The following is a 25084-nucleotide window of genomic DNA, read 5'->3' on the forward strand; positions in this document are numbered from 1 at the left end:
CATCAGGCCGCCGTGTGGAACAGCATGGTTTCCGCGATCAGTCCGGGTCCGAACGACATCGCGCAACCGGTGCGACCACGCGTACCCGATCCCAGCAGCCGATCGATCACAAACATGACGGTCGCGGACGACATGTTGCCGTAGCGTCTCAGGATCTCGCGCGACGCCATCAGCGCGCCTGGCCCGAGTTCGAAAGCGCGCTCAACCGCGTCGAGCACCGTGCGGCCGCCGGGATGCACCGCCCAAAGATCGATCGATGCGGCGGATGCTCCAGCAAGAATTTCGCTGCCGTGTTCCTGCAAGCCATCATGGATTGCGCCGGGAACACGTCCCGACAGAGTCATGTCGAAACCGGATTGCCGGATATTCCAGGTAATCAACTCGCGGGTGCTGGGCACCAGCAGAGCGTGGAAGCCGTCGAGGGCGATGCCGACCGGCTCCGCGCTCACGACACATGCCGAGCAGCCATCACCGAACAGCAGAAACAAGAGGATTTGCTCAAGGTCGGTCGTATCCTTGAGATGCAGCGTGCAAAGCTCAAGGTTGACGACAAGCACTCGCGCCGACGCTTCCGAGCGAACGATGTGATGCGCCAGCTTCAGCGCGTTGATGGCCGCATAGCAACCCATGAAGCCGACTATGGTGCGTTCGACCGTGCTCGGAAGCCCACAGCGCTCGACGAGTTCGAGATCAAGACCAGGCGCGGAAAAGCCGGTACAGCAAGTCACCACGAGATGGCTGATGCGGTCACGGTCTGCGCCAAGCTGCAACTTGTCGACGGCCCCTTGCGCCAGCGGCGGCGCGTACTGCTCGAACTTCTGCATTCGCGCTGCCGTGTCGGGAAAGTCGCCGCGCGGGTAAAAGCCTTCGGCATCGACGCAGTCGCCTTCCGGCAGATTGCTCGGCGCGAGACACGAGTAGCGGTGCTCGATTCCCGACTTGTCGGCCATGCGTTGGAACAGCAGCGAATTGCGCCGGTCATCAAGAAGCATCGACTGAGCGAAGCGGCGAAAGGCATCGTGCACGTCGTAGGGCGGCACGGCTGTGGCGACGCGATTGATATAGGCAGTTTGCATGGCAAAGCTCTCCGGCCATGCTCGCGACGCCGCCACCGCGAGCGTGGGGTTCCTCACGGAGAGAACGCCAGCCGGGCGCAAATTATTGCGGCCACGCAGTGAAATCAGGGTCAACACTCTGTGAGGGCTCTCATGGGCACACGATAGGCACGAACACTTGTGATCGGACCTGAACGCTGCGCAACAGCCGCGAGCGTTACTTGTTCATGTCGGCCAATGCCGCACGCATGGCAGTGCTTTTGATGCCGAACATGCCGCCGTAAGGGATTTCGAGGTCAACGATTGCGAACATCACGCTGGAGATCGCAACGACCCCGATCCCGAGAACGACGGCTCCAAGCAGGCGTCGAGGGATCTGGAGCCCAAAGCTGAGGAAGACGAGCACCAGCCAAAAGCTCAATATTCCGGTGAACCAACCCGGGGAGGTTCCAATCGCATCTTCGATGACCGCCCAGCGGCTTTCCTGTGCCAGGCCAAAATCCGTTCGGCATCTTGTGGCTATGTTGACATGCGATGCATCGCTCGGCGCTGCGGTGTCGATTATCAGGCCGATTTGATTCATCAGAGCGCTCAACGTGACATCTTCGCCGCTGATTGCCATTCCCCGCGTATCGGGGGTGCCGGGCACAAGCGGCGCGGGCTCGTGCCGCCACGTACTGGCGATGACGGCGGCCGTATATTGCCGCAGGCGGCTGCGCGCTGGGTCCATCGTGGGGCCAAGGTCGCGTAGACATTGGTCGAGACGCGCCAGTTTGGCAGCATAGACCGAGCGGTCTTTGTCGGCGGCGTCGAACGTGGCTTTTGCCGTCGACAGCTGCAGACCGAGAACCAAGGCGGCAAAGGTGACGAGAAGTCCCGTCACGAGGCTCAGCGCATCCATGTTCTCCTTCGACAAATGGTTCTCGTGGAGACGCGTGCGCAGGATCATTCCGACGACGGCGCTCAGGCTGAAGAGCACCAAGAAAGCCAGCCCGTACAGGAATTCCATGATGCAAAATGGCCGAAGAACCGTTGAGCCCGGAAGTCAAAGACTATCATCGACTTAGCGCGGCGAAGGTCGTCGGCAAGCGCGGCCGGGATGACAGCTGCCGGCCACCGCGGACCATGGCGGCGTTATCTTGCCCGGCCTCCGTGCCATCGTCACGACGATGCTGCACCAGGCAGGCCTAGATTGAGAACGTCAAACGGGTCGAGAATACTGTGCGCGAGGGACCCGATTTGGAACCGAACCAGATCGGACGAATTACAAAGGAGCTACACTGCGAATTCGTCGGTGCCGGGAGCCATCAGCGGTCAGTCGTTTCAGATTCTGGCTCTTGAACGCCGTCCGGAGCTCCGTGAAGGAGGCAAATATGCCTAACAACTCAAGCAACTGCGCAAGTTGCCGCTTCTACGATGACCACAAATTGAACAATGCCGCAGCTCAGAACGACCGCGGTCTTTGCCGCTTCAATCCACCCGTCTCCCAGCCTGATCCGCAGGGCAATGGCCTCTGGCCGGTAGTCTCCGCCGACGACTGGTGCGGGCATTTCTCGCCTCAGTATCTGCATGCCGAGTCGAGGCCGTCCCAGACAATGCGGCCAGTGTGATCTGATCCTGTTTTCTGCTTGGACAATGCGCCGTTCGCCCAAGGCATGCCTGGCATGAACGCCGGGCAATGGTGATGGTAATTTGCCCAGGCAGGTACGAGTTTCGGTCAAGGTCGACCCAGGGGATTTGCGAGCTACTTCGGCGGCAGGTTGCCGAACAGGCTGACCAGTGCCACCACGCAGACGCCGAGGGCGAGTTCAACGACCGTGAAGAGCCGCAGGGCCTGCAAGGAGGCGTCGTTGTCTCTCAGCTTGGGGACCAGCACGTAACGGTTGACCACTGCGAGCCCAACCATCACGGCAACCAGCCCGATCTTCCACAGCAGGAGCAACTGGTAAGGCGACGACGTGTCGTTCGGCCAGTGTCCGAGCACAAGCGCCACGTTGACGAAGCCGGTCGCGACGACCGCGGCAACCGCAAGGTGCCCCAGCCCGGAAAAGCGCTGAAGAGCGTGCGAGATGTCGGATTGCAGGTCATTGTCACCAAACTTGCCAAGACACGCCGTCAAGGCAACGAGTGCCCCCAGCCAGAACCCGCCGGCAAGAAGGTGAACGACATGGCTTGCGCGGCTGATCCGGCCCGCCGCACCTTCCAGCATGACCGCGTGGCCGATAAAGCCCAGACTGCCGAGGTAGACTGCACCCAAAACCGTTACGAGTCGCCAATGGCGCCCCCAGCCGCTCACCAGAAAACTGACCAATGCGGCTCCCAGCAGCAGATGGATCTGCCACACATGGCCGAATTCCGTATCGGTGAGAACTGCGTACCAGGTGGCCGGACTCCAGACGTCGCTCCATCCGTCTCCCATCTCGCCCGAGGCAAGAAATAGCCAGGCGACGGCGCTCAGAAGGCCGATGACTGCCGCGACAGAGACGGCGCGCCCCAGCGCCGCATCGAGCGAACGCGCCAGATGCTGCGGAGCCAGCCAGCCTTGAAACGCGCCGATGCCGAACAGGAACAGAGCCGAGGCATAGTGCAGCAGGCGGCACAGGACGAGTATGGCGTCCATGCGGCGTCAGTGCATCGATTCGAACCAGTAGCTGCCCTTGGTCTTATGGCCGTCGGTCGACAGCGCATGCCAGTCAACGGTGTATTTGCCGTCGGGAAGCGTCGATTTGAGCGGCACGATCAGCATCGTGTTGTCGTTCGGATCCAGCGTCGCCGGTCCGGTTTCGATCGCAGCTTGCTTCGGACCCACGACCTTGACGCCGGTGAACTTCAGCTCAAGGCCCTCGGAGAACTTGAGCTTGAGTTCGGTAGGCGCAGGCATTGCCATGGACTTGGCAGCGGGTGTTTCCGAGACGAGCTCGGCATGGGCAAAAGCGTCGCCGGCAAAGAAAACGGCTGCAAGCGAGGACAATACGACAAGCGGCAAAGAGGAACTTGAATGAGCCATGGGAAACTCCTTCGTTGCGTAATGCTTGCGACAGGTCGAGGCAATGCGAGGCAGAGTGGACATAGTATCACTACCGGCCAGACCGACCAGTGCTTCGCGATGAAGGCAAACCTCATCCTCTTGCGAAGAAGGCTCAGATCTTGCCCCCGGGACTACTTCACCACACGCTTTTCCAGCTTGCGGGCCAGGGTACGCCGATGCAGGCCGAGGCGGCGCGCCGTCTCGGAAATGTTGAAACCGGTTTCCACCAGTGTTTCGTGGATCCGTTCCCATTCGAGATTCTTGATCGACGTGGGGCGGCTGGTCAGCGGCACGGAAATGTCGCCTTCTGCCCTGCCGAAGGCGGCTTCGATGTCGTCCGTGTTGGCGGGTTTGGCCAGATAATGACAAGCGCCGAGCTTGATCGCCTCGACGGCCGTGGCGATGCTGGCGAAGCCGGTCAGCACCACGATCCTCATCGAAGCATCGCGCCCGCTCAGCAGCTTGACGCATTCCAGGCCGGAGCCGGAGCCGAGCTTGAGGTCGACGACGGCATAGTCGGGAACGGCCGTTTCCAGGGCGCGAAGCAGAGCGTCCTTGTCCTCGCAGACGACAACGTCGTAGCCGCGTTTATCGAACGAACGCTTCAGCGTCCTTGCGAAAGTGGCATCGTCCTCGACGATAACCAAGGATCGATCAGGCGTCATGATCGTCTCCATTCGTCAGGGCTGCCAGAGGCAGCGACAGGGTCACGCAGGCGCCGTGCGTCATGTTTCGCGCCGAAATGTCTCCTCCGAGTTTGCGCAACACATTCACGACCAGGAAGAGACCAAGGCCGCCGCCGGGCCGCCCCTTGCTCGACATATAGGGTTGGCCGAGCGCTGCCAAAATATCCTTGTCGAAGCCCGGTCCGCGATCGCGGACGGTAAACACCAGCTTCTCGTCCTGCCGCTCGGCGGTGACGCCAACCCAGTCCGGCGAGGCTTCCTGGGCGTTGTCGAGGACGTTGAAGATGACCTGCTTGAGGGCCGTATCGGAGACGATCTGCTCGTTTGGGGTGAAATCGTTCCTGTAGTCCAGGCTGAGCGGCTGCCGGCTGCTGCGCCACTCCTCCACGAGATCGCCGAGGAAATCGCGCATGGTCGTGTGGATCGTCCCCTCGCCTCTCGCCTGGCCCGACGACATGAGAATTCCGGACACGATATGTTTGCAGCGGTCGATCTGCGCCTGCATCTCGGCGGCGTCCTCTGCCAGTTCGCGGTTGCGCCCGAAGACGCGCGCGCGGCGCCAGTCGGAAAGGATGACGGAGATGGTCGCGAGCGGCGTGCCGAGTTCATGCGCCGCGCCGGAGGCCAGCAGGCCCATCCGCACGATATGATCCTCCTCGGCGGACCGCTGGCGCAGATCAGCCAGATAGGCATCGCGCTCGCGCAGGTTCCGGTTGATGCGGGTCATGAAAATCACGATCAGCCCGGCCGCCAGCACGAAGCATATGAACATGCCGCGAATGTGCAGGGCGAACAGATCGCTGCCGCCATGGTGCGGCATCGCGATCGGTTGGAAACGGAAGGTGAGGAACACGAAGCAGGCCGAGGCTGCCAGTACCAGAATCCAGGTGGACCATGGCGTCAGGAGCGCGGCTCCGAGCGTGATCTGCAGGAGGTAGAGCGACACGAACGGATTCGATGCCCCGCCGCTAAGGTAAAGCTGGATCGTCAGCGCCGCCATGTCGAAAATGAGGGCAACGAACAGTTGCGTGTTGGTGACGGGAGCACGGCCGCGCAGCACGAAAAGGCTGAAGACGTTCAATCCGACCAGGAAAACGACCACGCCGCCCATCAGTGCGAGCGGCAGCTGGATATCGAACCAGTATTCCGTGACCAGAATGGTGAGCACCTGCCCCGCCACGGCGAGCCATCGCAGATGGATGAGCAGGAGCAGGTTCTTCCTGTTCGTCGTATCCGGATTCGATACGCCTTCCGCCGCGCCGATCGCAGTCCGTACGCCCGGAGCGGACATCTCACGTCGAAGCTGCGATATCGGGTCCATCATCCACTCCGCCCGCTCCACTGGCGGTTCCTGAAGGCCGGAACCGTCAGGGCGATGGTAAGCATCGCCGCGAGGGAGAACCAGGTCAATGCATAGACGAGATGGCTGTTTCGGAACTGCACCACGGTCAGGCCGCCGCGCGGCCAGCTGTCTTGTCCCGAAGCCTCGGCGTCGACGAAATAAGGCGCCACATCCGCCAGGCCATGCGCGGCCGCGATCGCAGCGACGTCGCGGGAATACCAGCGCTCGCCAACGGGATCGTTCTTGCGCAGAAAGCCTCCGCCTGGCTCGCTCATGCGCAGCAGCCCGGTAACTACGGTCGCCGATTTGGAATCGCTTTCCGCTCGGCCGAACTCGGCCTTGCGCTCCGGCGGGATGAAACCGCGGTTGACGAGGACGATGAACCCGTCATCCGTCCGCATGGGTGCGAGAACCCAATAGCCGCTGCCGAGGTCGGTCACCGCCCGCACCAGAGTGCCGGGCTGGTCGAGGAAGTGGCCGGTCAGGCGCACGTGACGATACTCATAGTCCGCGGCGTTGATCGCCGGCCAGTCACCGCGGCTGGGCGCGTCGGCGGCCGGCGCATGGATGCGCTCGTCCACTCGCGCGATCAGGTCCAGCTTCCAGACCCGCCGTTCCAATTGCCATATGCCCAGGGCGGTGAAGGCGGCGATACCGCAAAGCGCAAGCAGAACGAGAAGAAGTCGCGCTGCAACAGAACGCTTCCCGACGCTTCGGGCAGACGCGTTTGCCGCGTCCCCCAACAATGCTTCAGCTTCGACCTTGGTCCTCCCCGCGCCCGTCGCGGGGCTCACGGCATCTGTCTCATATCATGAAGCCCGGGCATCATGTTGACGTTGAGATGATACATCACCCAGAGCGACCCTGTAAGGACGATGACGACAAGGACCACCGTGAAGATCAGCGCCAGGATCGACCAGCCTCCCTCGGAGGTGGTGTTCATGTGCAGGAAGAAGACCATGTGGACGACGATCTGCACCGCCGCAAACGCCATGACGACAATGGCCGTGGCCTGCTTGTTGTCGATGGCGCCGGTCATGACGAGCCAGAACGGAATTGCCGTCAGGACGACGGACAGGGCGAAGCCGATAAGGTAGCTCTTCAGCGAACCATGGGCGCCGGCATCGCCATGCGCGTGGATGTCGTGGCTGGCGTGCTCGTTCATCGCAACACTCCCATCAGGTAGACGAAGGTGAAGACGCCGATCCAGATGACGTCCAGAAAGTGCCAGAACATGCTGAGGCACATCAGCCGGCGGCGGTTGGCAGCGATGAGGCCGCGTGTCCAGACCTGAACCATCAGCGTGACCAGCCAGATGATGCCGAAGGTGACATGCAGGCCGTGCGTACCCACCAGTGTGAAGAAGGCCGAAAGGAAAGCGCTCCGCTGCGGCGTGGCCCCCTCATGGATCATGTGCGCGAACTCGTAGAGTTCGATGCCTATGAACGCGAGCCCGAACAGGCCGGTCACGGCGAGCCAGGCCTGCGTTGCCGCCACGCGGCCCTTCTCCATGGTCAGCATGGCGAAGCCGTAGGTGATCGAGGACAGCAGAAGCATGGAGGTGTTGACCGCCACCAGCGGCAGGTCGAACAGGTCCTTCGGCGCGGGGCCGGCCGCGTAGTTGCCACCGAGCACGCCATAGGCCGCGAACAGCATCGCGAAGATCAGGCAGTCGCTCATCAGGTAGATCCAGAAGCCGAGCATGGTGCTGCCGCCTTCGGCGTGCTCGTGCTCGTTCTCCAGATGAAAGACCGGTTCAGCGTCAGCCGTCTTTGCCGTTTGTAACATGAGCATTGTTGTCATGACCGTTCAGCCCTGCATGGCAAGAAGCCGTGTTCTGGCCTCTTCCGTTTGCGTGACCTCCGATGCGGGTATGTGGAAGTCCCGGTGATAGTTGAAGGTGTGGCCGATCGCGGTCGCGATGATGCCGATGAAGCTCGCTGCTGCCAGCCACCACATGTACCAGATCAGGCCGAAGCCGAGCGCTACGCTGAGGGCGGCCAGGATTACGCCCGTACCGGTGTTACGCGGCATGTGGATCGGCTTGAAACCCGAAAGCGGACGCTTGTAGCCGGCCTTCTTCATGTCCCACCAGGCATCGTTATCGCGCACAACCGGCGTGAAGGCGAAGTTGTAGTCCGGCGGCGGCGAGGAGGTGGACCATTCGAGCGTCCTGCCGTTCCAGGGATCGCCGGTCGGATCGGTCAGCTCCTCGCGTCTGCGGATCGAGACGTAGATCTGGATCAGGAAGGCCGCAATGCCGATGGCGATCAGCACCGCGCCGAACGCGGCGATCACGAACCATATCTGCAGCGACGGGTCGTCGAAGACGCGCATGCGGCGTGTCACGCCCATCAGGCCGAGGATGTAGAGCGGCATGAAGGCGAACCAGAAGCCGACCACCCAGCACCAGAACGAGACCTTGCCCCAGAACGGGTCCAGCTTGAATCCGAACGCCTTGGGCCACCAGTAGACGATGCCGGCAAACAGGCCGAAGAGCACGCCACCGATGATGACGTTGTGGAAGTGCGCGATCAGGAACAGGCTGTTGTGCAGCACGAAATCCGCCGGTGGCACCGCGAGCAGCACGCCCGTCATGCCGCCGACGACGAAGGTCAGCATGAAGGCGACTGTCCACATCATCGGCAGTTCGAAGCGGATGCGGCCGCGATACATGGTGAATAGCCAGTTGAAGATCTTCGCCCCTGTCGGGATGGAGATGATCATCGTCGTGATGCCGAAGAAGGAATTGACGCTGGCACCCGAGCCCATCGTGAAAAAGTGATGCAGCCAGACCAGATACGACAGGATGGTGATGACCACCGTGGCGTAGACCATGGATGTGTAGCCGAACAGGCGCTTGCCGGAGAAGGTCGAGGTGACCTCGGAAAAGACGCCGAACAGCGGCAATATGAGGATGTAGACTTCCGGGTGACCCCATATCCAGATGAGGTTCACATACATCATCGGGCTGCCGCCGAAGTCGTTGGTGAAGAAGTTTGTACCGACGTAGCGGTCCAGCGCAAGCATCGACAGAACCGCCGTCAACACCGGGAAGGATGCGACGATCAGCACGTTGGTGCACAGCGACGTCCAGGTAAACACCGGCATGCGCATCATGGTCATGCCGGGCGCGCGCATCTTCACGATGGTGCAGATCAGGTTGATGCCCGACAAGGTCGTGCCGACACCCGCCACCTGTAGCGCCCATATGTAGTAGTCGACCCCGACGTCAGGACTGTACCCGATGTTGGAAAGCGGCGGATAAGCCAGCCAGCCGGTTTGCGCGAATTCGCCCACAAACAGCGACGCCATGACCAGCACGGCGCCGCCGACCGTCATCCAGAAGCTGAAATTGTTGAGGAACGGGAACGACACGTCGCGCGCGCCGATCTGCAGCGGCACGACATAGTTCATCAGGCCGGTTACGAACGGCATCGCCACGAAGAAGATCATGATCACGCCGTGAGCCGTGAAGATCTGGTCGTAGTGATGGGCGTTCAGATAGCCCTCGGACCCGTTGAAGGCGATGGCCTGCTGCAGGCGCATCATGATGGCGTCGGAGAAGCCGCGCAGCAGCATAACGAGACCCAGCACCATGTACATGATGCCGATCTTCTTGTGGTCGACGCTGGTGAACCACTCCCGCCACAGATAGCCCCACAGGCGGTAGTAGGTCAGCGCGCCGACAAGCACAGCCCCGCCCAGCGCGACGGCCATGAAGGTGCCGACGACGATCGGCTCATGCAGGGGCAGCGATTCCCAGCTGAGCCGGCCGAAGATGAATTTGATCAGCGAGTCAGGCATCGTGCATCCTTCACAATTCGAACGGCGGCAAATGGCCGCCACCGGTGCTGGCGTCAGCGCGTTGTCGATCCATGCCGGGCCGCAGCAGCCCCGCGCCGCGAAGCGGAGAAAGGTCCTTAGGCATCCAATCCGTCTTCTCGGTGCCGCGCGCCGCGCGCCAGGCGGCAGCCGCCTCTTCCGCCGTGCAGATGCTTGCGACGTAGGACGGATCGACGCCGAACACCGCGCCGCGCCGCGCGAACTTGTCGTATTCCAGCGGCAGCGTGCTGCGCGCGCCCTCGAGGCCCAGCCCGCCCTTCGCGTCGATCGCCATCATCTCGCTCATGCACATCTTGCCCCGTTCGACGCACATGTTGAGTACGGCGTCATAGAGGTCGGCATCAACGGAGGCGTAGTGGCGAACCGGCTCGTTTTCGCTCGGCCGTTCCAGTTCGAGATAGCTTTCGCGGCTGAGCTTTTCCGTGCCGGCCTTGGCCTTCGCTACCCATTGGTCGAAGGCTTCGGCAGAGAGGCCGTGAAAGTCGAAGCGCATCCCCGAAAAGCCTGCGCCACTATAGTTGGCGGAGAAGCCCTTATAGGTGCCCGGATCGTTGATGACGGCGTGCAGCTTGGTTTCCATGCCCGGCATTGCGTAGATCTGCCCGGCAAGCGCGGGAATATAGAAGGAGTTCATCACGGCTGACGACGTGATGCGGAAATCGATCGGCCGGTCGACCGGCGCTGCCAGCTCGTTGACAGCCGCAACGCCATATTCCGGGTAAATGAAGAGCCATTTCCAGTCGAGCGCGACGACTTCGACCGTCAGCGGCTTGTGGTCCTGCGTGATGGGCTTGCCCGCCTCGATCCTGTCGATCCGCCTGTAGGGATCGAGCAGATGCGTGCCGAGCCAGGTCAGGGCGCCCAGGCAGATGATGATGAGGAGGGGCGCTGCCCAGATGACCAGTTCCAGCTTTGTCGAGTGATCCCAGTCGGGCGTGTAGGTCGCCGATGCGTTCGACGCCCGATAGCGCCAGGCGAAAAAGACGGTCAGCGCCATGACCGGGATGATGATGATAAGCATCAGCACGGTCGAGACGACGAGCAGGTCGCGTTGCTGGGCCGCGACATCGCCCGCAGGCGCAAGCACGTCGAGATTGCAGCCGCTCAACAGTCCCGCCAGGGGAAGGAGTAGCAAAGTTCCAAAGCGTTTCATCAGGCGCTGCCCTCGGTGGCTGATTGCATCGCCGTCCTGCATTTTGCAGTGCGGTATTGGCCCGGATGGCTAACCGCGGCGAGCGCCCGGTGACATTGGACAATTTGTCCAATCCCTCGATTGGCCAGTCTTCGGCAAAAAGTGTGCAACGCACAAAAGCACAGAGGGACGGTGATGTTCGCCGTTCCACGACCCAATCTTCCACTTCGGGGCGGCAGGTATAATGGCTCAGACTACGACAGGCGAAGAAAGCGGTGGGCTGATCGGCTCGCATCACGGGCAGGTCAGCGCAGGCGACATCGCAGTCGGCGTCATCATCGGCAGGACGTCGGAATTTTTCGACTTCTTCGTCTATGCGATCGCTTCGGTCATCGTGTTTCCGAAGCTTGTCTTCCCCATGCATGACCCGTTCGTCGGAACGCTCTATTCCTTTGCCATATTCGCGCTTGCCTTCGTTGCGCGCCCGTTCGGCACCGTCTTGTTCATGGCTGTCGACCGCGCCTATGGCCGTGGGGCAAAGCTGACGGCAGCCTTGTTCCTGCTCGGCACGTCGACCGTCGCCATCGCCTTCCTCCCGTCATACGGCGAAATCGGAGCCGCCAGCATCTGGTTGCTGTCGCTCGCCCGTATCGGACAGGGTCTGGCGCTCGGCGGCACATGGGACGGGCTTCCGTCGCTACTGGCGTTGAACGCGCCGGAAAACCGGCGCGGCTTCTATGCGATGATCCCGCAGCTGGGTGCGCCGATCGGTCTCATCGTGGCGAGCGCGCTCTTCGCGTTCTTCGTTGCGAACCTATCGGCCGACGACTTTTTCGCCTGGGGCTGGCGCTACCCATTCTTCGTCGCGTTCGCCATCAACGTCGTTGCCCTCTTCGCCAGGCTGCGCATCGTCGTTACGCCCGAATTCTCCCGGCTGTTCGAGAGCAAAGACCTGCAGCCGACACGAATAAGGGATACGGTGAAGAAGGAAGGCCGCAACGTCGTCATCGGCGCCTTTGCGCCTCTGGTAAGCTTCGCCCTCTTCCATATGGTGACCGTTTTCCCGCTCTCCTGGGTATTCCTCTTCACCAACGAGGGACCGGAGCGCTTTCTGATGATTGAGGCCGTGAGCGCAGTTTTCGGCGTTGCCGCCATTGTCGCCTCCGGCCCGCTGGCAGACCGCATAGGACGCCGTGCCCTGCTTGGCGGATCGGCGGTCGCCATTGCGATCTTCAGCGGCTTCGCCCCGCAGCTTCTGGATGCTGGCGCGGTCGGTGAAACGCTGTTCATGGTGCTGGGTTTTATCCTGCTCGGCTTGAGCTTCGGGCAGTCCTCCGGCGTCGTCGCGTCGAGCTTCTCGCGCCAATACCGCTACACCGGCTCCGCCATCACGTCGGATCTGGCATGGATGTTCGGGGCAGGCTTTGCCCCGCTGGCCGCTCTTCTCCTGGCCGGAAATTTCGGGCTCATCGCCGCCGGAGCATATTTGCTCTCGGGCGCTGTCTGCTCCCTTCTGGCGCTGTGGATCGCCGGGCAACGAAAGTTGCTAAATAGGTAGCCCTCGCAGGCCCTGCCGCAAACCTTACGGTCACGGTGCGCATGCAAGCTCTTCCATTTCAGGGGAGCTTGCGGATGTTAGGGGCCGCCATTTCGACTGATCAGTGATCCTGCTGAAGGGACTGGCCGGCGGCGCGCAGCATCGCCTCGACATCCGTCAGCCAGACGAGATCGTTCGCCTTAAGGCTTTGCAAGACGCGCCGCAGCGCAGCGGCCCCAGCCGGGGTGCCGACGACAAAGGGATGAATGCCGATGGCGACAACCGTCGCTGGCCTATTGGGGTCGGCAGCGGCCTCACGCGCTAGTTCGTGCACGTAGTCGATCCACAGCCGTTCGAGATCATCCGCCTCCTTGAAGCGGGAGAGATATTGCCCCATGTCGACGACGCTCGGCGGGTAAGGCACCAGCAGCAGCGGCGCTGGCTTTGTGTCGAGCCGCGCAAGCACGTCCGAATCCATGCCATCGAGGGTGTAGCGGATGCCTTCCGCAGCGCTTGCTTGAAAGGTCTCCGCATCGGGATAGACGCTCGGGCTCACCAGCCGATGCTGCGCACGCCGGTGCTCGCCTCGATCATGTCGAGCGTCTTGCGGATATAGGCGCGCTGTGCTGCCGGCCCTTCGGACAAAGGCAGAAGATCGGTGGAATTGTTGAGCCCGTGGGCGATGATTGGCGCCGTGGGAACGAGCGCGCGGAGCGCTTTCCATGTTTCCGGCTGGGCCTCAGGGAACTCGGCATTCAGCGCCAGGCTGAGCGGGACGCCCATCTCCTTGAACAGCCGGCCCGTGCGCGGCAGGCCGAAATTGATCGCATATTGTCGAAATCCCTCGTCGACGAGATCGGGAGTACGCCCGGTCATGTCGGGGCGGAAGTTGGGCCCGTGTCCGTGCCCCCACACTTCGACGTAGAGGACGAAGGCCACGGCGACCTTCTTGCCTCCAGGCCACGATGAGACAGGAATGTCCTGCCGCGGCAGGCCGGTGATCCAGTCCGTGCCGGACTGCGCCGCCACGGGGGCGAGCGTGAGGATGGCGGCAAGGAGAAAAGCGAAAATCGGCTTACGCATGGCCCACCTGCCTGCTTGCGAAGCCTCCGGGCACAGGCCTTCTGCGTCCGGAGATCGCGGCTCAATGAAGGTCGTCGAGAGATGCGGCGCCGGACCCGCCGGAGATGAGTGTCGGCCACTGATTGGAGCCGAACGGCACCTGTGGCGGCAGGAACGGTTCTTTTCCACGCGCCTTCATTTCCGAGATGATGGCCGTGCGCGCGTCGCCGCCCATCAGCTCGTAGTCCATCAGATGGTAGTTCTTGAAGAACAGTCCCCCGACCGAGCGGTCGGAAATGATGCGCACCAGGGAGGTGAGCATGTCGTCGGGCGTGGTGGTGAACGAGATGGTCTCGATGAGCACCAGCCGGTCGTTGATTGCTTTCGGGCCGAAATATTGCGCGAGCACGCTGAACAATACGTTGTTCTGGCGCGCCACATAGATGGTGTTGCTGGCCCCGTAGGCCTGGTCGAAGCTGCCGCCCAGCTCCTGCTTCCAGCCGTCGAGCACGCTCATCCAGTGCTTCACCTGGGTCTCCGCCGCCCAGGCGATCGCGTGGCGCAGAACGGGCGCCTGCTTCTTGGCGAACGCCTGAACCGCATCGAGGCTGATCACGCCCTTGGCGAGGCAATCCTCCATGAAGGCGACGTTGTTCTCCAGGATGGCGCGCGAGTTCGGCCGCCATTCATCAGGCATTTCCGCCGAGCCAATCCCGTCCAGGGCGCTCTTCATCTCCGTCAGATAGGCGCTCATGGGAGCGACCCAGGACTTGTCGCCCGGATTGTCCACATAGGGCAGAACCACCTCCGATATGGCCATGGTGCTGTGTCCAAGCGACTTCATCACCTGGTAGACCTTGGGAACGGAAGGCGCCTCAAGCGGCGGCTGGCCGGGCCGGTAGAGGATCATGCGCCCACCCGCGCCCGAGAACAGTGCGAGGATGACGGGGTGCTTTGCGAGAATGTTCCGGCGGAAGGCCACCCCCGCATTCTCGTAGAGCGAGAACATGGTGGTGTTGAGCTGCAAGACGTCGCGGGTAGCGAGGTCCTGCACAGACGGCGACTGCGGCGGGCCGGAAATGGGGCTCAGATAGTCCGGCAATTCGGCCGCCGTAGCGCCCGACAAAACCGATGCAGCGATCGCCGCAGCCAGGGCGAGACCGACAGACGTATGCCTCATCGCTTCCTCCTTTGTTGTGATCAGTTCGGGCAGGCGGCCCCGGTCTCGATCCAGGCCTGGAGGAGAGCCTTCGCCGCCTGTTGCGTTCCGGGCGCCGGGGTGCGACTTCCGCCCGGGTGCCAGGCCCAGCCGACCAGCGTGTCATCGCCGATATGGTGGACGAGATCGTCGAGTGAACGCCCACCGTTGCGCGCGGGATCCTTGATCTGGGCACAAATCTCGCGCGGCGTCTTGCCTTCCCAGGCCATTTCGGCAGGCGCGAGATGCCAGGCCGGATTTCCGGGCACGCCGGCAGGCTCGAAATTGGCACTATGGTGGCAGCTGGAGCACCGCATGCTCGCGAGCCCAAAGCCGTCCGGTCCTCGGAAGACGGGTGGCTGATGAGGACGCGCCGCATCCCCTTGCCGCGGCCGATCGGAGGCGGGGTGGCAATTGGTGCAGCGCGGATTGGTCAGGACCTTGCTGAGCTCGGTGAAGTAGGCGGCCGAGCGCTCGGCGGGGTCGGCAATCGACGCGAAGGTCTCCGGCGCCGCAAGGGTGCCGTCGAGGGCTGAGAGGGCAAAGCTCGCCGCCGGTGCGAGCGTGCTGGCAGCCGCAGCGAGGATTACCAAGAGACGCCTGTCGGTTGACATTTCTGACTCCCCCGTCACGTCAGGAAGCGGTGGGCGTCGGCGAGCACGACATCGCGCACGGCCTGATGGTATTTCACATAACCCGAGCAGCGGCACAGATGGCCGTCGAGGGCCTCGGCGATGGTGCCTTCGAGTTCCGCGCGCGGGATCGGCGACTTTTCGAGGCGCTCCAGCAGTACCTGGCCCTCATTGAGGAAGCCGGGCGTGCAATAACCGCACTGGAAGGCGAAATGGGCGATGAAGCTCTTCTGTAGCGGCGTCAACTCGCCGTTCTTGGCGTGTCCCTCCACGGTGCGGATATTGAGCTTGTCGAACTCGGTCGCCGCCACGATGCAGGTGGGCATGGTGGAGCTCGTGCCGTCCGCGTGATCGACGATCACCGCACAGCTCAGGCATTGGGCGGCGCCGCAGCCGAACTTCGTCCCCGTCATGCCCAGCACCTCCCGAAGGAAGTCGTTCATGGTGAGGTCCTCGCGCACCTCGATGGGACCATGAGCGCGGCCGTTTATCGTCAGCGAGATAGCGGGCACGGCAGGTCTCCCTTCACAAAACACGCCGGACGTCGTCCGGCGTGACCGGCAAGGCCTGGAAGCGATGGCCGGTGGCGTCGTGGATGGCGTTGAGAATGGCCGGCACAACTGGGATCATGACCACTTCGGCCATGCCCTTGGGCGGCTCATTGGGTGCCACGGGCGGCAACACCTCGACCTCCAAGGCGTGGATTGGCAGATCGGAGGCGCGCGCGACCACGTAGTCGCCGAGGTTCCAGCGCCCGTTGCCCGGGCCATCTTCGAATGGCGGCAAGTTCTCGAGAAGCGCGTAGCCGACGCCCATGGCGAAGCCGCCCTGGGCCTGGCCGAGTACCACCTGAGGGGACAGCGCCTGCCCGCACTCCAGCACGCTGTAGGCCTGCATAACGCGCACTGCGCCGCTTGCCTTGTCGATCTCGACCCGCACCAGCGTGCCGCAGCTCGACGTGAATGAAGTGCCGATGCGGTTGTAGCTGGCCGGCGGGAACGCGATGAAGCTGCGGTCGAGCACCTTGAAGGGCCCTTCACCGCGGCGCACCGCGAGCGCATCGATGTCGGCGGCCCAGTCGAGGCCATCCAGAGGGAACGCTGCCTGCGCCCAGGCCCAGCGCGAAAACGCGTGGGCCATGGCCCCCGTGAGAGCGCCCATGGCATGGGCCTTGGCGGCCACCTCCTCCTGGGCGAGCGGCGGCAAACCGGACAGGATGAGCATCCCGTCCTGCCAGAAGGCCTCGTCCCAGAGGAAGTGGCGCGGATCCTCCTGGCCGATGCCCCAGAGCGCGAGTGCCGCCGGCCACATGCCGAAGCGCAGGATGATGCGCGCCGCCTCGGCCGCCGCTTGGGTTCCGACATGGGCGCCGATGGAGGCGCTGGTGGCCGAGCTGACAGCCGGCACCCAGCGCGGGTTGCGGGACGCCGTGTCCTGCTCCTCCTGCGTGATGACATAAGGATCGCCCGATGTGACGAGACCCAGAGCATCGAAAGCGTCGATGCGGGCAACGGATACCTCGTCGGCCATCCGCCCGAGGAACTGCGCCACGCGATTTGCCACCGCGGTGCCGATGCCGTTACCCATCTCGACTGCGTCACAGAAGATCCGGATGCGCCCCTTGGGGTCCACCTCCACCCGGCCAAGGGCGCAGTCGGCGCCGGTGCCGTAGTCCTTGGCGCAGACCGCCACGCCGGTGCCGACCAGCGTGTCGGCGGAGGCTGTCTTTTGCGCCAGCGCGCGCTCGCGCCAGAGGGCGTGGCCTTCGAGCTTGTCGAGGATCTCCGGCGTGCGCACCGACACGGTCCAGGGGTTTCCGGTCATTGTGAGGCCGCCGGCCTTCAGGAGGTTGCGCCGCCGCAGCGTGATCGGATCGAGGCCGATGGCCTCGGCCGCCTCGTCCACCAGCGTCTCCAACGCGGCCGTGGTTTGGAGGACGCCGTAGCCGCGCATCGAGCCCGCCGTCACGCCGCGCGAGTGTTCGGCGAGGGTCGTCACGTCCACTTTTGGAATGTCGTAAATGCCGATGGCGGAGGTGGCGGAGACCGCCGCCACGCTGGCCGAGTAGTTGGCGAGCCCGCCGCCGTCGAGGATGTGGTCGGCGGCGAAGGCGCGCATCCGCCCCGAGGCACGGTCTATCGCCACCTGCGAGCGCATCTCGAAGGCATGGCGCTTGATGCCGCCCTGGAACTGCTGGAAACGGTCATGCGCAAGCCGGATGGGCCGGCCCGGCAGGAACATGGCCGCCAGCGCGACATAGAGCGGGAATGGCGTGTGGTCGCGCCCGCCGAACCCGCCGCCCAGATGGGCGAAGTGGGTCTCGATGCGCTCCGGCCGCAACGTCGGCGTCGCCTCCCCGAGCAGGTGGCCGAGTGCCTCGCTGGCCTCGAGCGGCGACTGCACGCCGAGCACGAGCTGGAGCGCCTTCGCCTTGGGATCGTACCAGCCGAGGCCGCACTCCGGTTCCAGGAACATGGGGTCCACGGACTGGGTGCGGAAGCTGCGGTCGAGCACCAGCGTGCCCGGGTCGTTGGCGGCGATGAAGGCGCGAATCTCATCACCATAGGTGGCGCCCTTCTTGTATTGGCCGCCTTCCGAGGTGGGCAGAGGTTGCCAGATGGGTCGCCCGCCCGCCTCGAAGAAGCCGGGACTGATCCAGCCTTCCATGAGCGGGGAATAGACGTCAGGTGCACCGGGCGCATCGCCCGCGACGCGGGTGAAGCGCAGAGCGGCGTAATTGGGCTGCGCCAAAGGCCCGGTCTCGACGCCGAGCTTGACTGGGCTCGTTTGGCGCAGGCGGACACGGGCGCGGTCGTAGGCGTCAAAGGTCTCGAAAAGGAGGAGCGCAACAGGCTGGCCCAGATAGAGCGGCGTGTTCCCCACTGGGCAGAGGAGGTCGCCCGCGTAGAAGGGGGGCACGCGGGTTCCGGCCCGCGCGAGGTCTTCCGCCGTCACTATCTTGGTTGGCTGCGCGCTGGCGTCGAGGGCTGAAAGATCCAGGCCGGCGAAGACGTGGGCGGCGTCTGTGCCGCGTAAGAGAAGGGCATGGGCAGTGGTTGGCGGCCATCCATCCATGTCCGCTGCGCGGAAGTCGGATGCATAGAGCTTGGCGCCGGTGACCTTGGCGACGGCGTCGATCCGCCCTGTGGCGCCATGCACAGGACGGGGAGCTGCGGCACCAGGAAGGATTTGCGTCTCATCGAACCGAGCCGCCTGCGCCGCGCGCAGGCGGCTCGTGGCCAGCGTGATCCCGCTGGCCGCGACCCAGGTCACAAACTCACGCCGCGAGAGACGCATGCCATCGCACTCCTTACAAAAGTACAATGTATGAACCGAGTTCCTTGGCACCCCCAGGACAAGCTTCGGAAGGCCCGTCTATTCGAACGAAACCCTCGCTGTCGTTGATGAATGCGGCCCCCTCATTTGGCGTCGGCGCGAAACGCTTTCGTTCTCTTCCCCTCGTTGCCCTAATTCATTGATTTTAAACGGCTAGGATTCCGGTTAGCCGGGTTGGTAATAGTTACGCAAACAATCAGTGCGTGTCAATCATGATGATATACACACCCTTTGGTTGCGGAAAATTAACTAGCGAGGATGTAGTCGTGCATCCTGGGGAAAGCCGCCATCTTGATAGGCTATGCGCGTGTATCGACTGAAGAGCAGAGCCTAAAACTCCAGAGGACAGCAGTTCGCGAAGCCGGCTGCGAACGGTCTGGACCGCTTGGGACGGTCGCTCGGTCATTTGATTAAGACAATTAACACGCCAAAGAAAAGTCAGATCGACTTTTGGTCACTCACTGAGAACATCGACACGGGAGCGTCCGGCTGGCAGACTAATCTTCCACATCTTGGGAGCCTGCCGAATTTCGAACACCCCTTGATGAGCGAGCGAACTCGGGCTGGAATGCAGGTTGCAAAACGATCCGGCCAGCGCCTGGCCGACCGGCCGGGGCTCTGTGCCGAGCCGAAACAGATACGGAATGATCTCGTGGTCGCCGAATTGGGGCCAGCTCTCAGCCACACAAATCCGCCTTTCAGGTCGGCTTTCCGTTTTGTTTACGACGCCGTCAGCCTTTAAAAAAATACCGCCAGAAGCGCTCTGCCTCTGACGGTACATCCATCTCGTGGATCATTCCCACTCGATTGTGCCGGGCGGCTTGGAGGTGACGTCGTAGACGACGCGGTTGATGCCGCGGACCTCGTTGATGATGCGGGTGGCGGCGCGGCCGAGGAATTCCATGTCGTAGTGATAGAAGTCGGCCGTCATGCCGTCGATGGAGGTGACGGCGCGCAGCGCGCAGACGAATTCGTAGGTGCGGCCGTCGCCCATGACGCCCACGGTCTGCACCGGCAAGAGCACGGCAAAGGCCTGCCAGATCGCGTCGTAGAGGCCCGCCTTGCGGATCTCGTCGAGGTAGATCGCGTCGGCGTTGCGGAGGATCTCCAGCTTTTCACGGGTCACGCCGCCGGGGCAGCGGATGGCAAGGCCCGGTCCCGGGAACGGATGGCGGCCGATGAAGCTGTCGGGCAGGCCGAGTTCCTTGCCGAGGGCGCGAACTTCGTCCTTGAACAGTTCGCGCAGCGGCTCGACGAGCTTCATTTTCATGCGGTCGGGCAGGCCGCCGACATTGTGGTGCGACTTGATCGTCACCGACGGGCCGCCGGTGAAGGAGACGCTTTCGATGACGTCGGGATAGAGCGTGCCCTGGACGAGGAAATCCGCGCCGCCGAGCTTCTTGGCCTCTTCCTCGAACACCTCGATGAAGAGACGGCCAATCGTCTTGCGCTTCTTTTCGGGATCGGACTCGCCTTCGAGCGCCGAGATGAAGCGGTCGGAGGCATCGACCAGGATCAGCGGCAGGTTGTAGTGCTCGCGGAACATGGCAACCACGTCGGCCGCCTCGTTCTTGCGCATCAAGCCGTGGTCGACGAGGATGCAGGTGAGCTGGTCGCCGATCGCCTCGTGGGTGAGCAGCGCCGCAACCGACGAATCCACGCCACCCGACAGCGCGCAGATGACCTTGCCCTTGCCGACCTGCTGGCGGATGGCCTCGACAGCATGCTCGCGATAGGCGCGCATGGTCCAGTCGCTCTCGATGCCGGCGATCTTGTGGACGAAGTTGCGCAGCAGCTTCGCGCCGTCCGGCGTGTGCACCACCTCGGGGTGGAACTGCACGGCGTAGAATTTTCGCGCTTCGTCGGCGATGGCCGCGAAAGGCGCACCCGCCGAAGTGCCGATGACGCGGAAGCCAGCCGGGATTTCGGTGACGCGGTCACCGTGGCTCATCCAGACCTGATGGCGCGTGCCCTTGGCCCAGACGCCGTCGAAGAGCGCGCTGTCGTTCTCGATCTCGAGGAAGGCGCGGCCGAATTCGCGGTGATGCCCGGCCTCGACCTTGCCGCCCAGCTGGGCGCACATGGTCTGCTCGCCATAGCAGATGCCGAGCACGGGGATGCCAGCGGAAAAAACCTCTTCCGGCGCGCGCGGGCTGCCGATGTCGATGGTGGAGTGCGGACTGCCCGAGAGGATGACCGCCTTGGGCTGGATGCGCTTGAAGGCTTCAGCCGCGGACTGGAATGGAACGATCTCGGAATAGACGCCGGCCTCGCGAACGCGACGCGCGATGAGCTGCGTCACCTGGCTGCCGAAGTCGACGATAAGAACGGTGTCGGGATGATTGTCGGTTGTCATGGCGAGCATTTAGAGAAAAGAAAGAGTCGGCGCAATGGGTTGCGGCATTTCTTCGACAGGCTGTTCGACGAGGCCCACTGGCTCGCGCCCTGTGGGTGAGTTTACAGGCGCAGCGTCCCATCCGCCAGCGCTTCGGCAAGCCTCGTCACCGCAGCCGCCAGCTTCTCGTCGATCACATGCAGATATTCAGTCCAGTCGCCGACATGGCGCAGTTCGGCCGCGCCGTCGGAAATGCCGCGCAGGCCGATGAGCGGCAAACCGAAATGCTGGCAGGCGCGCAGCGCGGCAAAAGTTTCCATGTCGACCATATCGGCGTCGATCGCATCATAGGCCGCACCAGAAACGATCGCCGCGCCTGTGGAAAGCCGGGCTTCGGGGACGCCGGGTATCCTGAGCGGCATCGGCACTGCGATCGGCAGGTCGAGAAAGGGCGTCGCGCCCTTCGGAAAGCCGAGCGCGGAGGCATCCATGTCGCGATAAGACACCGATACCGCTTGGTAGACTTCGGTCTGCTCCAGAGTGCGGCTGCCGGCCGAGCCGAGCGAAACCACGAGATCGGGCAGAGCGCTCTCGTACTTCAGCCGGGCCAATTCGGCGCCTAGCACCACGCCGGCCTCGACTGGGCCGACGCCGGTCATCAGGGGCACGAAGAGATTTTTGAGATGCGGGCCGTATTCGGCATCGACCGCCATGACGAACAGGACCGACTTACCTCCCAGCCTGGTCACAGCCATGACTCAGCCCTCGATCCCGTCGCGGCCCAGAACGGCCATCATGGTGCCGGTCATGGTGGCGATCAGCTTGGCCTCGCCGTCGTCAGCGAAAGCATAGGCCTGACCATCGGCTACGACGATGGTGCGGCCGGGCTTGGTCACCGAGCCGCGAAACAGGAAACGCTCGCCGCGCCCCGGCGCAAGCAGGTTCACCTTGAACTCGATGGTAAGAACCGATGCCCCGTCGGGCATGACCGAAAAGGCCGCATAGCCGCAGGCGGAATCGAGCGCGGCCGAAATGATGCCGGCATGGAGAAAACCATGCTGCTGGGTCAGCTCTTCCGAATAGGGCATCTCGATCTCGACGATGCCCGGCCGTACGAGCGTCAGGGCCGCGCCGATCGTGGTCATAGCCTTCTGGCGGGCGAAGGATGCCCTCACCCGCTCTTCGAAGTCTGGCGAGGGTTCTATGATTGCGGCCATCGTGCCTGCCCTGCTTGTCCTTGCGACCTAACCCGCTTATCGCAAAGGCTTGACGTTGAGGCAATCGTCAATGTTGCACTGCAACAACGTTAGACAGCTCAATTGAGCCACAGCAGGGCTGACTCCGATCAGGCAGTCCTACGCAGCGCCGCGAAGAAGAAGCCGTCGGTGCCGCTGCGTGCCGGCGTCAGCGAAATGCCGCGCGCGGGATCGATGCGCGCCGCGTCGGCCTTGCCAGAGAAATTCTGCTGCCAGAGTGCTGCGTGATCGACCGGCTCGAACCGCTTCTCGCGCGCCAGGAACGCTTCGATCTGGTCGCGGTTTTCGGCGTCGAAGACCGAGCACGTGACATAGGCAAGCAGGCCACCCGGCTTCACATGCGCCTTGGCGGCATCGAGAATGGCCGCCTGTTCGCCCCGGCGCACGTCGAGCTGGCGCTGCGTCAGCCGCCATTTGGCGTCCGGCCGCCGCCGCCACGTGCCGCTGCCGGTGCAGGGCGCATCGATCAGCACGATGTCCATCTGCCCTTCGAGGCGCTCCAGTTCCGCCGGCTTCGACAGCACCTGCACGTTGCGGTTTTCGGAGCGGCGAAGGCGCTCGAACATGGGCGCCAGGCGACCCTTTTCCGAGTCATGGGCAAATATCTGGCCGCGATTTTCCATTGCCGCCGAAAGCGCCAGCGTCTTGCCACCGGCGCCGGCGCAATAGTCCAGCACCTGCATGCCAGGTGCTGCGCCGGTCAGGTCGGCCGCGATCTGCGAGCCCTCGTCCTGAACCTCGAACCAGCCTTTCTGGAAGGCGGGCTCGGCCTGCACATTGGGATGCCGGCCGCTGCCGTCAATTGGAGGAATGCGGATGCCGTTGGCGGTGAGCGGCGAGGCAACCGCCCCAGTGCCTTCGAGTTCGGCCAGAACCTTGGCGCGGTCGGCGCGCAGCGTGTTGACACGGAGGTCGAGCGGCGGCCGGGCGGCCAGCGCCGCGCCCTCCTCTACCCAGTCCGGGCCGAAGACCTGTTCGAGAAGCGGGGCGCACCAGTCGGGACAATCGGCGCGAACCACATCGGGGGCATCGGCCAGGTTGCGCGACGCAATGGTGGCAAGTTCGTCGGCATCAAGCGGCGGCGGAGCGAATTTATCGCCCTCGAGCGTGGCGTTCAGCGTCTCGGCGGTCTCACGCCATTCGAGCAGGAGGGCGCCAAAGCCGATGGCGCGTGGCGTGTCGTCGCCCACCAGCCAGCCGGCGGAACGCTTTCGGCGCAGACCGTCATAGACGATATTGCCGATCGCGGCCCTGTCGCCGGCGCCAGCGAATCGATGGGAAAGGCCCCAATCCTTCAGCGCATCGGCCGCCGGCCTGTGCCGCCGCTCGATGTCTTCAAGCACTTCAATGGCCGCAGCCAGCCGTCCGCCAAGTCGCATGGTGATCCCTTTTTCGGCTTACCCGAGATACCGCCTGACTAGCGCCCGCGCGCTGCCTGCACAAGCCTCAAGATCGCGGGCAAGCCAAGCCCGCGCCGAACCTAAACATTTCGTAATGCGGGAACGGCGAGCGAGATTCCAAAGTTATTCGGACAGGGGCGCCATTCATTGAGGTTTCAAGATGAAAAGCCTTGTTCTTGCTTCATTAGTCGCAGTCACTTCCATCATGTCCTTTGGCATTCCGGCCCAGGCCGCGAATGCAAACATCTCCAACGCGCAATATGTGTATCGCCACTACGGTCCGCGCTACTACGGCCCGAACTATTACCATCGGTATGGCCGCTATTGCCGCGTCGAGACCGTCCGGCATCATCGCTATGGCAGGTGGTGGGTAGAAAGGGTGCGGGTCTGCCGCTGACATAACGGCCTAGGAAAAGACCCGACCGGCCTGATCGGTCGGGTCGCGGGCGGGGACAGCATCGATTGGCCCGCATCTGCAACGCTGAAGTCACCGCGTTGAACTTTCGAGAGCAACCCCGCCCATAAAGCCCGCCAGCTCCGGAACGTCGGGGCTTTCCAATTGTTATGTTTGAAATTCACTCACCGAGGTCGGAAAATGAAAAACATTGTTCTTGCTTCCATCCTTGCCATCGCGTCCGCGATTTCCTTCGGCATTCCCGCCCAGGCGGGGACAACTGTAAGGACCTATCACGGTCACTATCACGGCCGGCCGCACTGCTACGTAAAAAAGGTGAGGTACTATAAGCACGGCCGCGTTTACTACAGAAGCGTCAGGGTTTGTCGCTGACCTTCACGAAGAGTGCTCTGCTTCCGCTCTGTTCGCGGGGCACTCTTAATCTTCATTCGTAATTCAAGTTTTCAATTCTCTCCGACCCGATCACAACATCGAATAATGCCGGAACACTCTTGGCGCCCCGGAGTTGCACGACTTGTTCAATCGACCGAGGTCAAGAAAATGAAGAACCTGCTTCTCGCTTCCATCATTGCAGCGACGGCGACCTTGTCCTTCGGCGTCGTCGCCCACGCCCAGAACATGGGTGGCGCGACTTCAATGCCGAATGCACCTGCAGCGAACCGGGCGCACAACCCGCACCACATGGATCGCAAATGCGTCACGAGGACCGTGAGGCGTCACCGGAACGGCCAGCCAGTGTTGGAAAAGGTCCGGACCTGCCACTAACCCCGGCGCAGACAAGATTCTTCAGCGCATAGGAAGCGGACTGGTTCTGAAGACAAACG

General features: G+C 63.0%; 26 protein-coding genes. 5 read left to right on the forward strand and 21 right to left on the reverse strand.

Translation table 11 applies throughout. The features are described from left to right. Positions 1–2: 2 nt before the first annotated feature. Both C7I85_RS10795 and C7I85_RS10800 read right to left on the reverse strand, forming a co-directional pair. Positions 3–1076 (reverse strand): type III polyketide synthase, encoded by a 1074-nt coding sequence (locus C7I85_RS10795; RefSeq protein ID WP_106723962.1) that lies wholly within the window; start codon positions 1074–1076, stop codon positions 3–5. Between the two features lie 196 nt (positions 1077–1272). Beyond that, entirely contained in the window at positions 1273–2064 is a 792-nt protein-coding gene (locus C7I85_RS10800) for a hypothetical protein (protein WP_106723963.1), read from the reverse strand. A 364-nt stretch (positions 2065–2428) separates the two neighbouring features. Here C7I85_RS10800 and C7I85_RS31625 point away from each other — a divergent pair, with 364 nt between their 5' ends. Further along, positions 2429–2665, forward strand: coding sequence for a hypothetical protein (locus tag C7I85_RS31625; RefSeq protein ID WP_106723964.1), 237 nt, complete (start codon positions 2429–2431; stop codon positions 2663–2665). Between the two features lie 134 nt (positions 2666–2799). On the opposite strand, the gene copD is transcribed toward C7I85_RS31625, so the two are convergent. The 9 genes from copD to cyoA all read right to left on the reverse strand — a co-directional run bounded on the left by copD (position 2800) and on the right by cyoA (position 11110). Then, complete coding sequence (copD, locus tag C7I85_RS10810; RefSeq protein WP_106723965.1) at positions 2800–3675, reverse strand: copper homeostasis membrane protein CopD; 876 nt, start codon at positions 3673–3675, stop codon at positions 2800–2802. A 6-nt stretch (positions 3676–3681) separates the two neighbouring features. Further along, a complete protein-coding gene (gene copC / locus C7I85_RS10815) occupies positions 3682–4062 on the reverse strand; it encodes a copper homeostasis periplasmic binding protein CopC (protein ID WP_106723966.1) in 381 nt (126 codons plus the stop codon). Between the two features lie 152 nt (positions 4063–4214). After that, positions 4215–4748 carry a response regulator transcription factor gene (locus C7I85_RS10820; RefSeq protein WP_181257136.1) on the reverse strand — a complete coding sequence of 178 codons (534 nt, stop codon included), beginning with the start codon at positions 4746–4748 and terminating at the stop codon, positions 4215–4217. Continuing rightward, positions 4738–6060 (reverse strand): ATP-binding protein, encoded by a 1323-nt coding sequence (locus tag C7I85_RS10825; RefSeq protein ID WP_245444896.1) that lies wholly within the window; start codon positions 6058–6060, stop codon positions 4738–4740. The genes C7I85_RS10820 and C7I85_RS10825 overlap by 11 nt, the downstream gene beginning before the upstream one ends. 29 nt (positions 6061–6089) lie before the next feature. Continuing rightward, on the reverse strand, positions 6090–6905 hold the full coding sequence (locus C7I85_RS10830; RefSeq protein WP_106723968.1) for an SURF1 family protein: 816 nt from the start codon (positions 6903–6905) through the stop codon (positions 6090–6092). After that, positions 6902–7276: a cytochrome o ubiquinol oxidase subunit IV gene (cyoD, locus tag C7I85_RS10835; RefSeq protein WP_106723969.1), complete on the reverse strand. Its 375-nt coding sequence runs from the start codon at positions 7274–7276 to the stop codon at positions 6902–6904. The genes C7I85_RS10830 and cyoD overlap by 4 nt, the downstream gene beginning before the upstream one ends. After that, complete coding sequence (gene cyoC / locus C7I85_RS10840; RefSeq protein WP_106724108.1) at positions 7273–7899, reverse strand: cytochrome o ubiquinol oxidase subunit III; 627 nt, start codon at positions 7897–7899, stop codon at positions 7273–7275. The genes cyoD and cyoC overlap by 4 nt, the downstream gene beginning before the upstream one ends. Positions 7900–7920: 21 nt before the next feature. Continuing rightward, complete coding sequence (cyoB, locus tag C7I85_RS10845) at positions 7921–9918, reverse strand: cytochrome o ubiquinol oxidase subunit I (RefSeq protein WP_106723970.1); 1998 nt, start codon at positions 9916–9918, stop codon at positions 7921–7923. A 10-nt stretch (positions 9919–9928) separates the two neighbouring features. Then, entirely contained in the window at positions 9929–11110 is a 1182-nt protein-coding gene (gene cyoA, locus C7I85_RS10850) for a ubiquinol oxidase subunit II (protein WP_106724109.1), read from the reverse strand. 223 nt (positions 11111–11333) lie between these two features. Here cyoA and C7I85_RS10855 point away from each other — a divergent pair, with 223 nt between their 5' ends. Beyond that, positions 11334–12647: an MFS transporter gene (locus C7I85_RS10855; protein WP_106723971.1), complete on the forward strand. Its 1314-nt coding sequence runs from the start codon at positions 11334–11336 to the stop codon at positions 12645–12647. Positions 12648–12747: 100 nt separating this feature from the next. On the opposite strand, the gene C7I85_RS10860 is transcribed toward C7I85_RS10855, so the two are convergent. The 6 genes from C7I85_RS10860 to C7I85_RS10885 form a co-directional block, all read right to left on the reverse strand. After that, positions 12748–13182, reverse strand: a complete 435-nt coding sequence (locus tag C7I85_RS10860; RefSeq protein WP_106723972.1) for a hypothetical protein — start codon at positions 13180–13182, stop codon at positions 12748–12750. Further along, a complete protein-coding gene (locus C7I85_RS10865; protein ID WP_106723973.1) occupies positions 13179–13709 on the reverse strand; it encodes a hypothetical protein in 531 nt (176 codons plus the stop codon). Before C7I85_RS10865 ends, C7I85_RS10860 begins: the two co-directional genes overlap by 4 nt. Positions 13710–13770: 61 nt before the next feature. After that, positions 13771–14868, reverse strand: coding sequence for a hypothetical protein (locus C7I85_RS10870; protein WP_106723974.1), 1098 nt, complete (start codon positions 14866–14868; stop codon positions 13771–13773). A 20-nt stretch (positions 14869–14888) separates the two neighbouring features. Then, positions 14889–15500, reverse strand: coding sequence for an Isoquinoline 1-oxidoreductase subunit (locus tag C7I85_RS10875; RefSeq protein ID WP_106723975.1), 612 nt, complete (start codon positions 15498–15500; stop codon positions 14889–14891). Between the two features lie 14 nt (positions 15501–15514). Beyond that, positions 15515–16030, reverse strand: coding sequence for a (2Fe-2S)-binding protein (locus C7I85_RS10880; RefSeq protein ID WP_106723976.1), 516 nt, complete (start codon positions 16028–16030; stop codon positions 15515–15517). Between the two features lie 13 nt (positions 16031–16043). Next, positions 16044–18815, reverse strand: coding sequence for a xanthine dehydrogenase family protein molybdopterin-binding subunit (locus C7I85_RS10885; RefSeq protein ID WP_106723977.1), 2772 nt, complete (start codon positions 18813–18815; stop codon positions 16044–16046). A gap of 330 nt (positions 18816–19145) precedes the next feature. On the opposite strand from C7I85_RS10885, the gene C7I85_RS32255 reads away from it, so the two are divergent. Together C7I85_RS32255 and C7I85_RS32260 are read left to right on the forward strand one after the other, a co-directional pair. After that, positions 19146–19268, forward strand: a complete 123-nt coding sequence (locus tag C7I85_RS32255) for a recombinase family protein (RefSeq protein ID WP_210203033.1) — start codon at positions 19146–19148, stop codon at positions 19266–19268. After that, positions 19240–19596 (forward strand): recombinase family protein, encoded by a 357-nt coding sequence (locus C7I85_RS32260; RefSeq protein ID WP_181257138.1) that lies wholly within the window; start codon positions 19240–19242, stop codon positions 19594–19596. Before C7I85_RS32255 ends, C7I85_RS32260 begins: the two co-directional genes overlap by 29 nt. 51 nt (positions 19597–19647) lie before the next feature. On the opposite strand, the gene guaA is transcribed toward C7I85_RS32260, so the two are convergent. From guaA to C7I85_RS10915, 4 genes are all read right to left on the reverse strand, one after another. Next, positions 19648–21210 carry a glutamine-hydrolyzing GMP synthase gene (gene guaA / locus C7I85_RS10900; protein ID WP_106724110.1) on the reverse strand — a complete coding sequence of 521 codons (1563 nt, stop codon included), beginning with the start codon at positions 21208–21210 and terminating at the stop codon, positions 19648–19650. A gap of 101 nt (positions 21211–21311) precedes the next feature. Then, positions 21312–21944: a 5'-methylthioadenosine/S-adenosylhomocysteine nucleosidase gene (locus tag C7I85_RS10905; RefSeq protein WP_106723979.1), complete on the reverse strand. Its 633-nt coding sequence runs from the start codon at positions 21942–21944 to the stop codon at positions 21312–21314. Positions 21945–21947: 3 nt separating this feature from the next. Next, positions 21948–22406 carry a PaaI family thioesterase gene (locus tag C7I85_RS10910; RefSeq protein WP_106723980.1) on the reverse strand — a complete coding sequence of 153 codons (459 nt, stop codon included), beginning with the start codon at positions 22404–22406 and terminating at the stop codon, positions 21948–21950. A gap of 128 nt (positions 22407–22534) precedes the next feature. Beyond that, positions 22535–23824 carry an RsmB/NOP family class I SAM-dependent RNA methyltransferase gene (locus C7I85_RS10915; protein ID WP_106723981.1) on the reverse strand — a complete coding sequence of 430 codons (1290 nt, stop codon included), beginning with the start codon at positions 23822–23824 and terminating at the stop codon, positions 22535–22537. A gap of 181 nt (positions 23825–24005) precedes the next feature. Here C7I85_RS10915 and C7I85_RS10920 point away from each other — a divergent pair, with 181 nt between their 5' ends. Continuing rightward, positions 24006–24242, forward strand: coding sequence for a hypothetical protein (locus tag C7I85_RS10920; RefSeq protein WP_106723982.1), 237 nt, complete (start codon positions 24006–24008; stop codon positions 24240–24242). Positions 24243–25084 lie beyond the last annotated feature (842 nt).

The sequence above is a fragment of the Pseudaminobacter soli (ex Li et al. 2025) genome (genome assembly GCF_003012705.1).
GTDB classification, from domain to species: domain Bacteria; phylum Pseudomonadota; class Alphaproteobacteria; order Rhizobiales; family Rhizobiaceae; genus Pseudaminobacter; species Pseudaminobacter soli.

Bases quoted from the DNA above. Each gene is read 5' to 3' on its own strand.
- cyoA (WP_106724109.1), bottom strand. From the start codon at position 11,110: ATGAAACGCTTTGGAACTTTGCTACTCCTTCCCCTGGCGGGACTGTTG.
- cyoC (WP_106724108.1), bottom strand. From the start codon at position 7,899: ATGTTACAAACGGCAAAGACGGCTGACGCTGAACCGGTCTTTCATCTG.
- C7I85_RS10870 (WP_106723974.1), bottom strand. From the start codon at position 14,868: ATGAGGCATACGTCTGTCGGTCTCGCCCTGGCTGCGGCGATCGCTGCA.
- copD (WP_106723965.1), bottom strand. From the start codon at position 3,675: ATGGACGCCATACTCGTCCTGTGCCGCCTGCTGCACTATGCCTCGGCT.
- C7I85_RS10910 (WP_106723980.1), bottom strand. From the start codon at position 22,406: ATGGCCGCAATCATAGAACCCTCGCCAGACTTCGAAGAGCGGGTGAGG.
- C7I85_RS10905 (WP_106723979.1), bottom strand. From the start codon at position 21,944: ATGGCTGTGACCAGGCTGGGAGGTAAGTCGGTCCTGTTCGTCATGGCG.
- C7I85_RS10865 (WP_106723973.1), bottom strand. From the start codon at position 13,709: ATGCGTAAGCCGATTTTCGCTTTTCTCCTTGCCGCCATCCTCACGCTC.
- guaA (WP_106724110.1), bottom strand. From the start codon at position 21,210: ATGACAACCGACAATCATCCCGACACCGTTCTTATCGTCGACTTCGGC.
- C7I85_RS10915 (WP_106723981.1), bottom strand. From the start codon at position 23,824: ATGCGACTTGGCGGACGGCTGGCTGCGGCCATTGAAGTGCTTGAAGAC.
- C7I85_RS31625 (WP_106723964.1), top strand. From the start codon at position 2,429: ATGCCTAACAACTCAAGCAACTGCGCAAGTTGCCGCTTCTACGATGAC.
- copC (WP_106723966.1), bottom strand. From the start codon at position 4,062: ATGGCTCATTCAAGTTCCTCTTTGCCGCTTGTCGTATTGTCCTCGCTT.
- C7I85_RS10885 (WP_106723977.1), bottom strand. From the start codon at position 18,815: ATGCGTCTCTCGCGGCGTGAGTTTGTGACCTGGGTCGCGGCCAGCGGG.
- C7I85_RS10920 (WP_106723982.1), top strand. From the start codon at position 24,006: ATGAAAAGCCTTGTTCTTGCTTCATTAGTCGCAGTCACTTCCATCATG.
- C7I85_RS10795 (WP_106723962.1), bottom strand. From the start codon at position 1,076: ATGCAAACTGCCTATATCAATCGCGTCGCCACAGCCGTGCCGCCCTAC.
- C7I85_RS10800 (WP_106723963.1), bottom strand. From the start codon at position 2,064: ATGGAATTCCTGTACGGGCTGGCTTTCTTGGTGCTCTTCAGCCTGAGC.
- C7I85_RS10825 (WP_245444896.1), bottom strand. From the start codon at position 6,060: ATGTCCGCTCCGGGCGTACGGACTGCGATCGGCGCGGCGGAAGGCGTA.
- C7I85_RS10855 (WP_106723971.1), top strand. From the start codon at position 11,334: ATGGCTCAGACTACGACAGGCGAAGAAAGCGGTGGGCTGATCGGCTCG.
- C7I85_RS10820 (WP_181257136.1), bottom strand. From the start codon at position 4,748: ATGACGCCTGATCGATCCTTGGTTATCGTCGAGGACGATGCCACTTTC.
- C7I85_RS10875 (WP_106723975.1), bottom strand. From the start codon at position 15,500: ATGTCAACCGACAGGCGTCTCTTGGTAATCCTCGCTGCGGCTGCCAGC.
- cyoD (WP_106723969.1), bottom strand. From the start codon at position 7,276: ATGAACGAGCACGCCAGCCACGACATCCACGCGCATGGCGATGCCGGC.
- cyoB (WP_106723970.1), bottom strand. From the start codon at position 9,918: ATGCCTGACTCGCTGATCAAATTCATCTTCGGCCGGCTCAGCTGGGAA.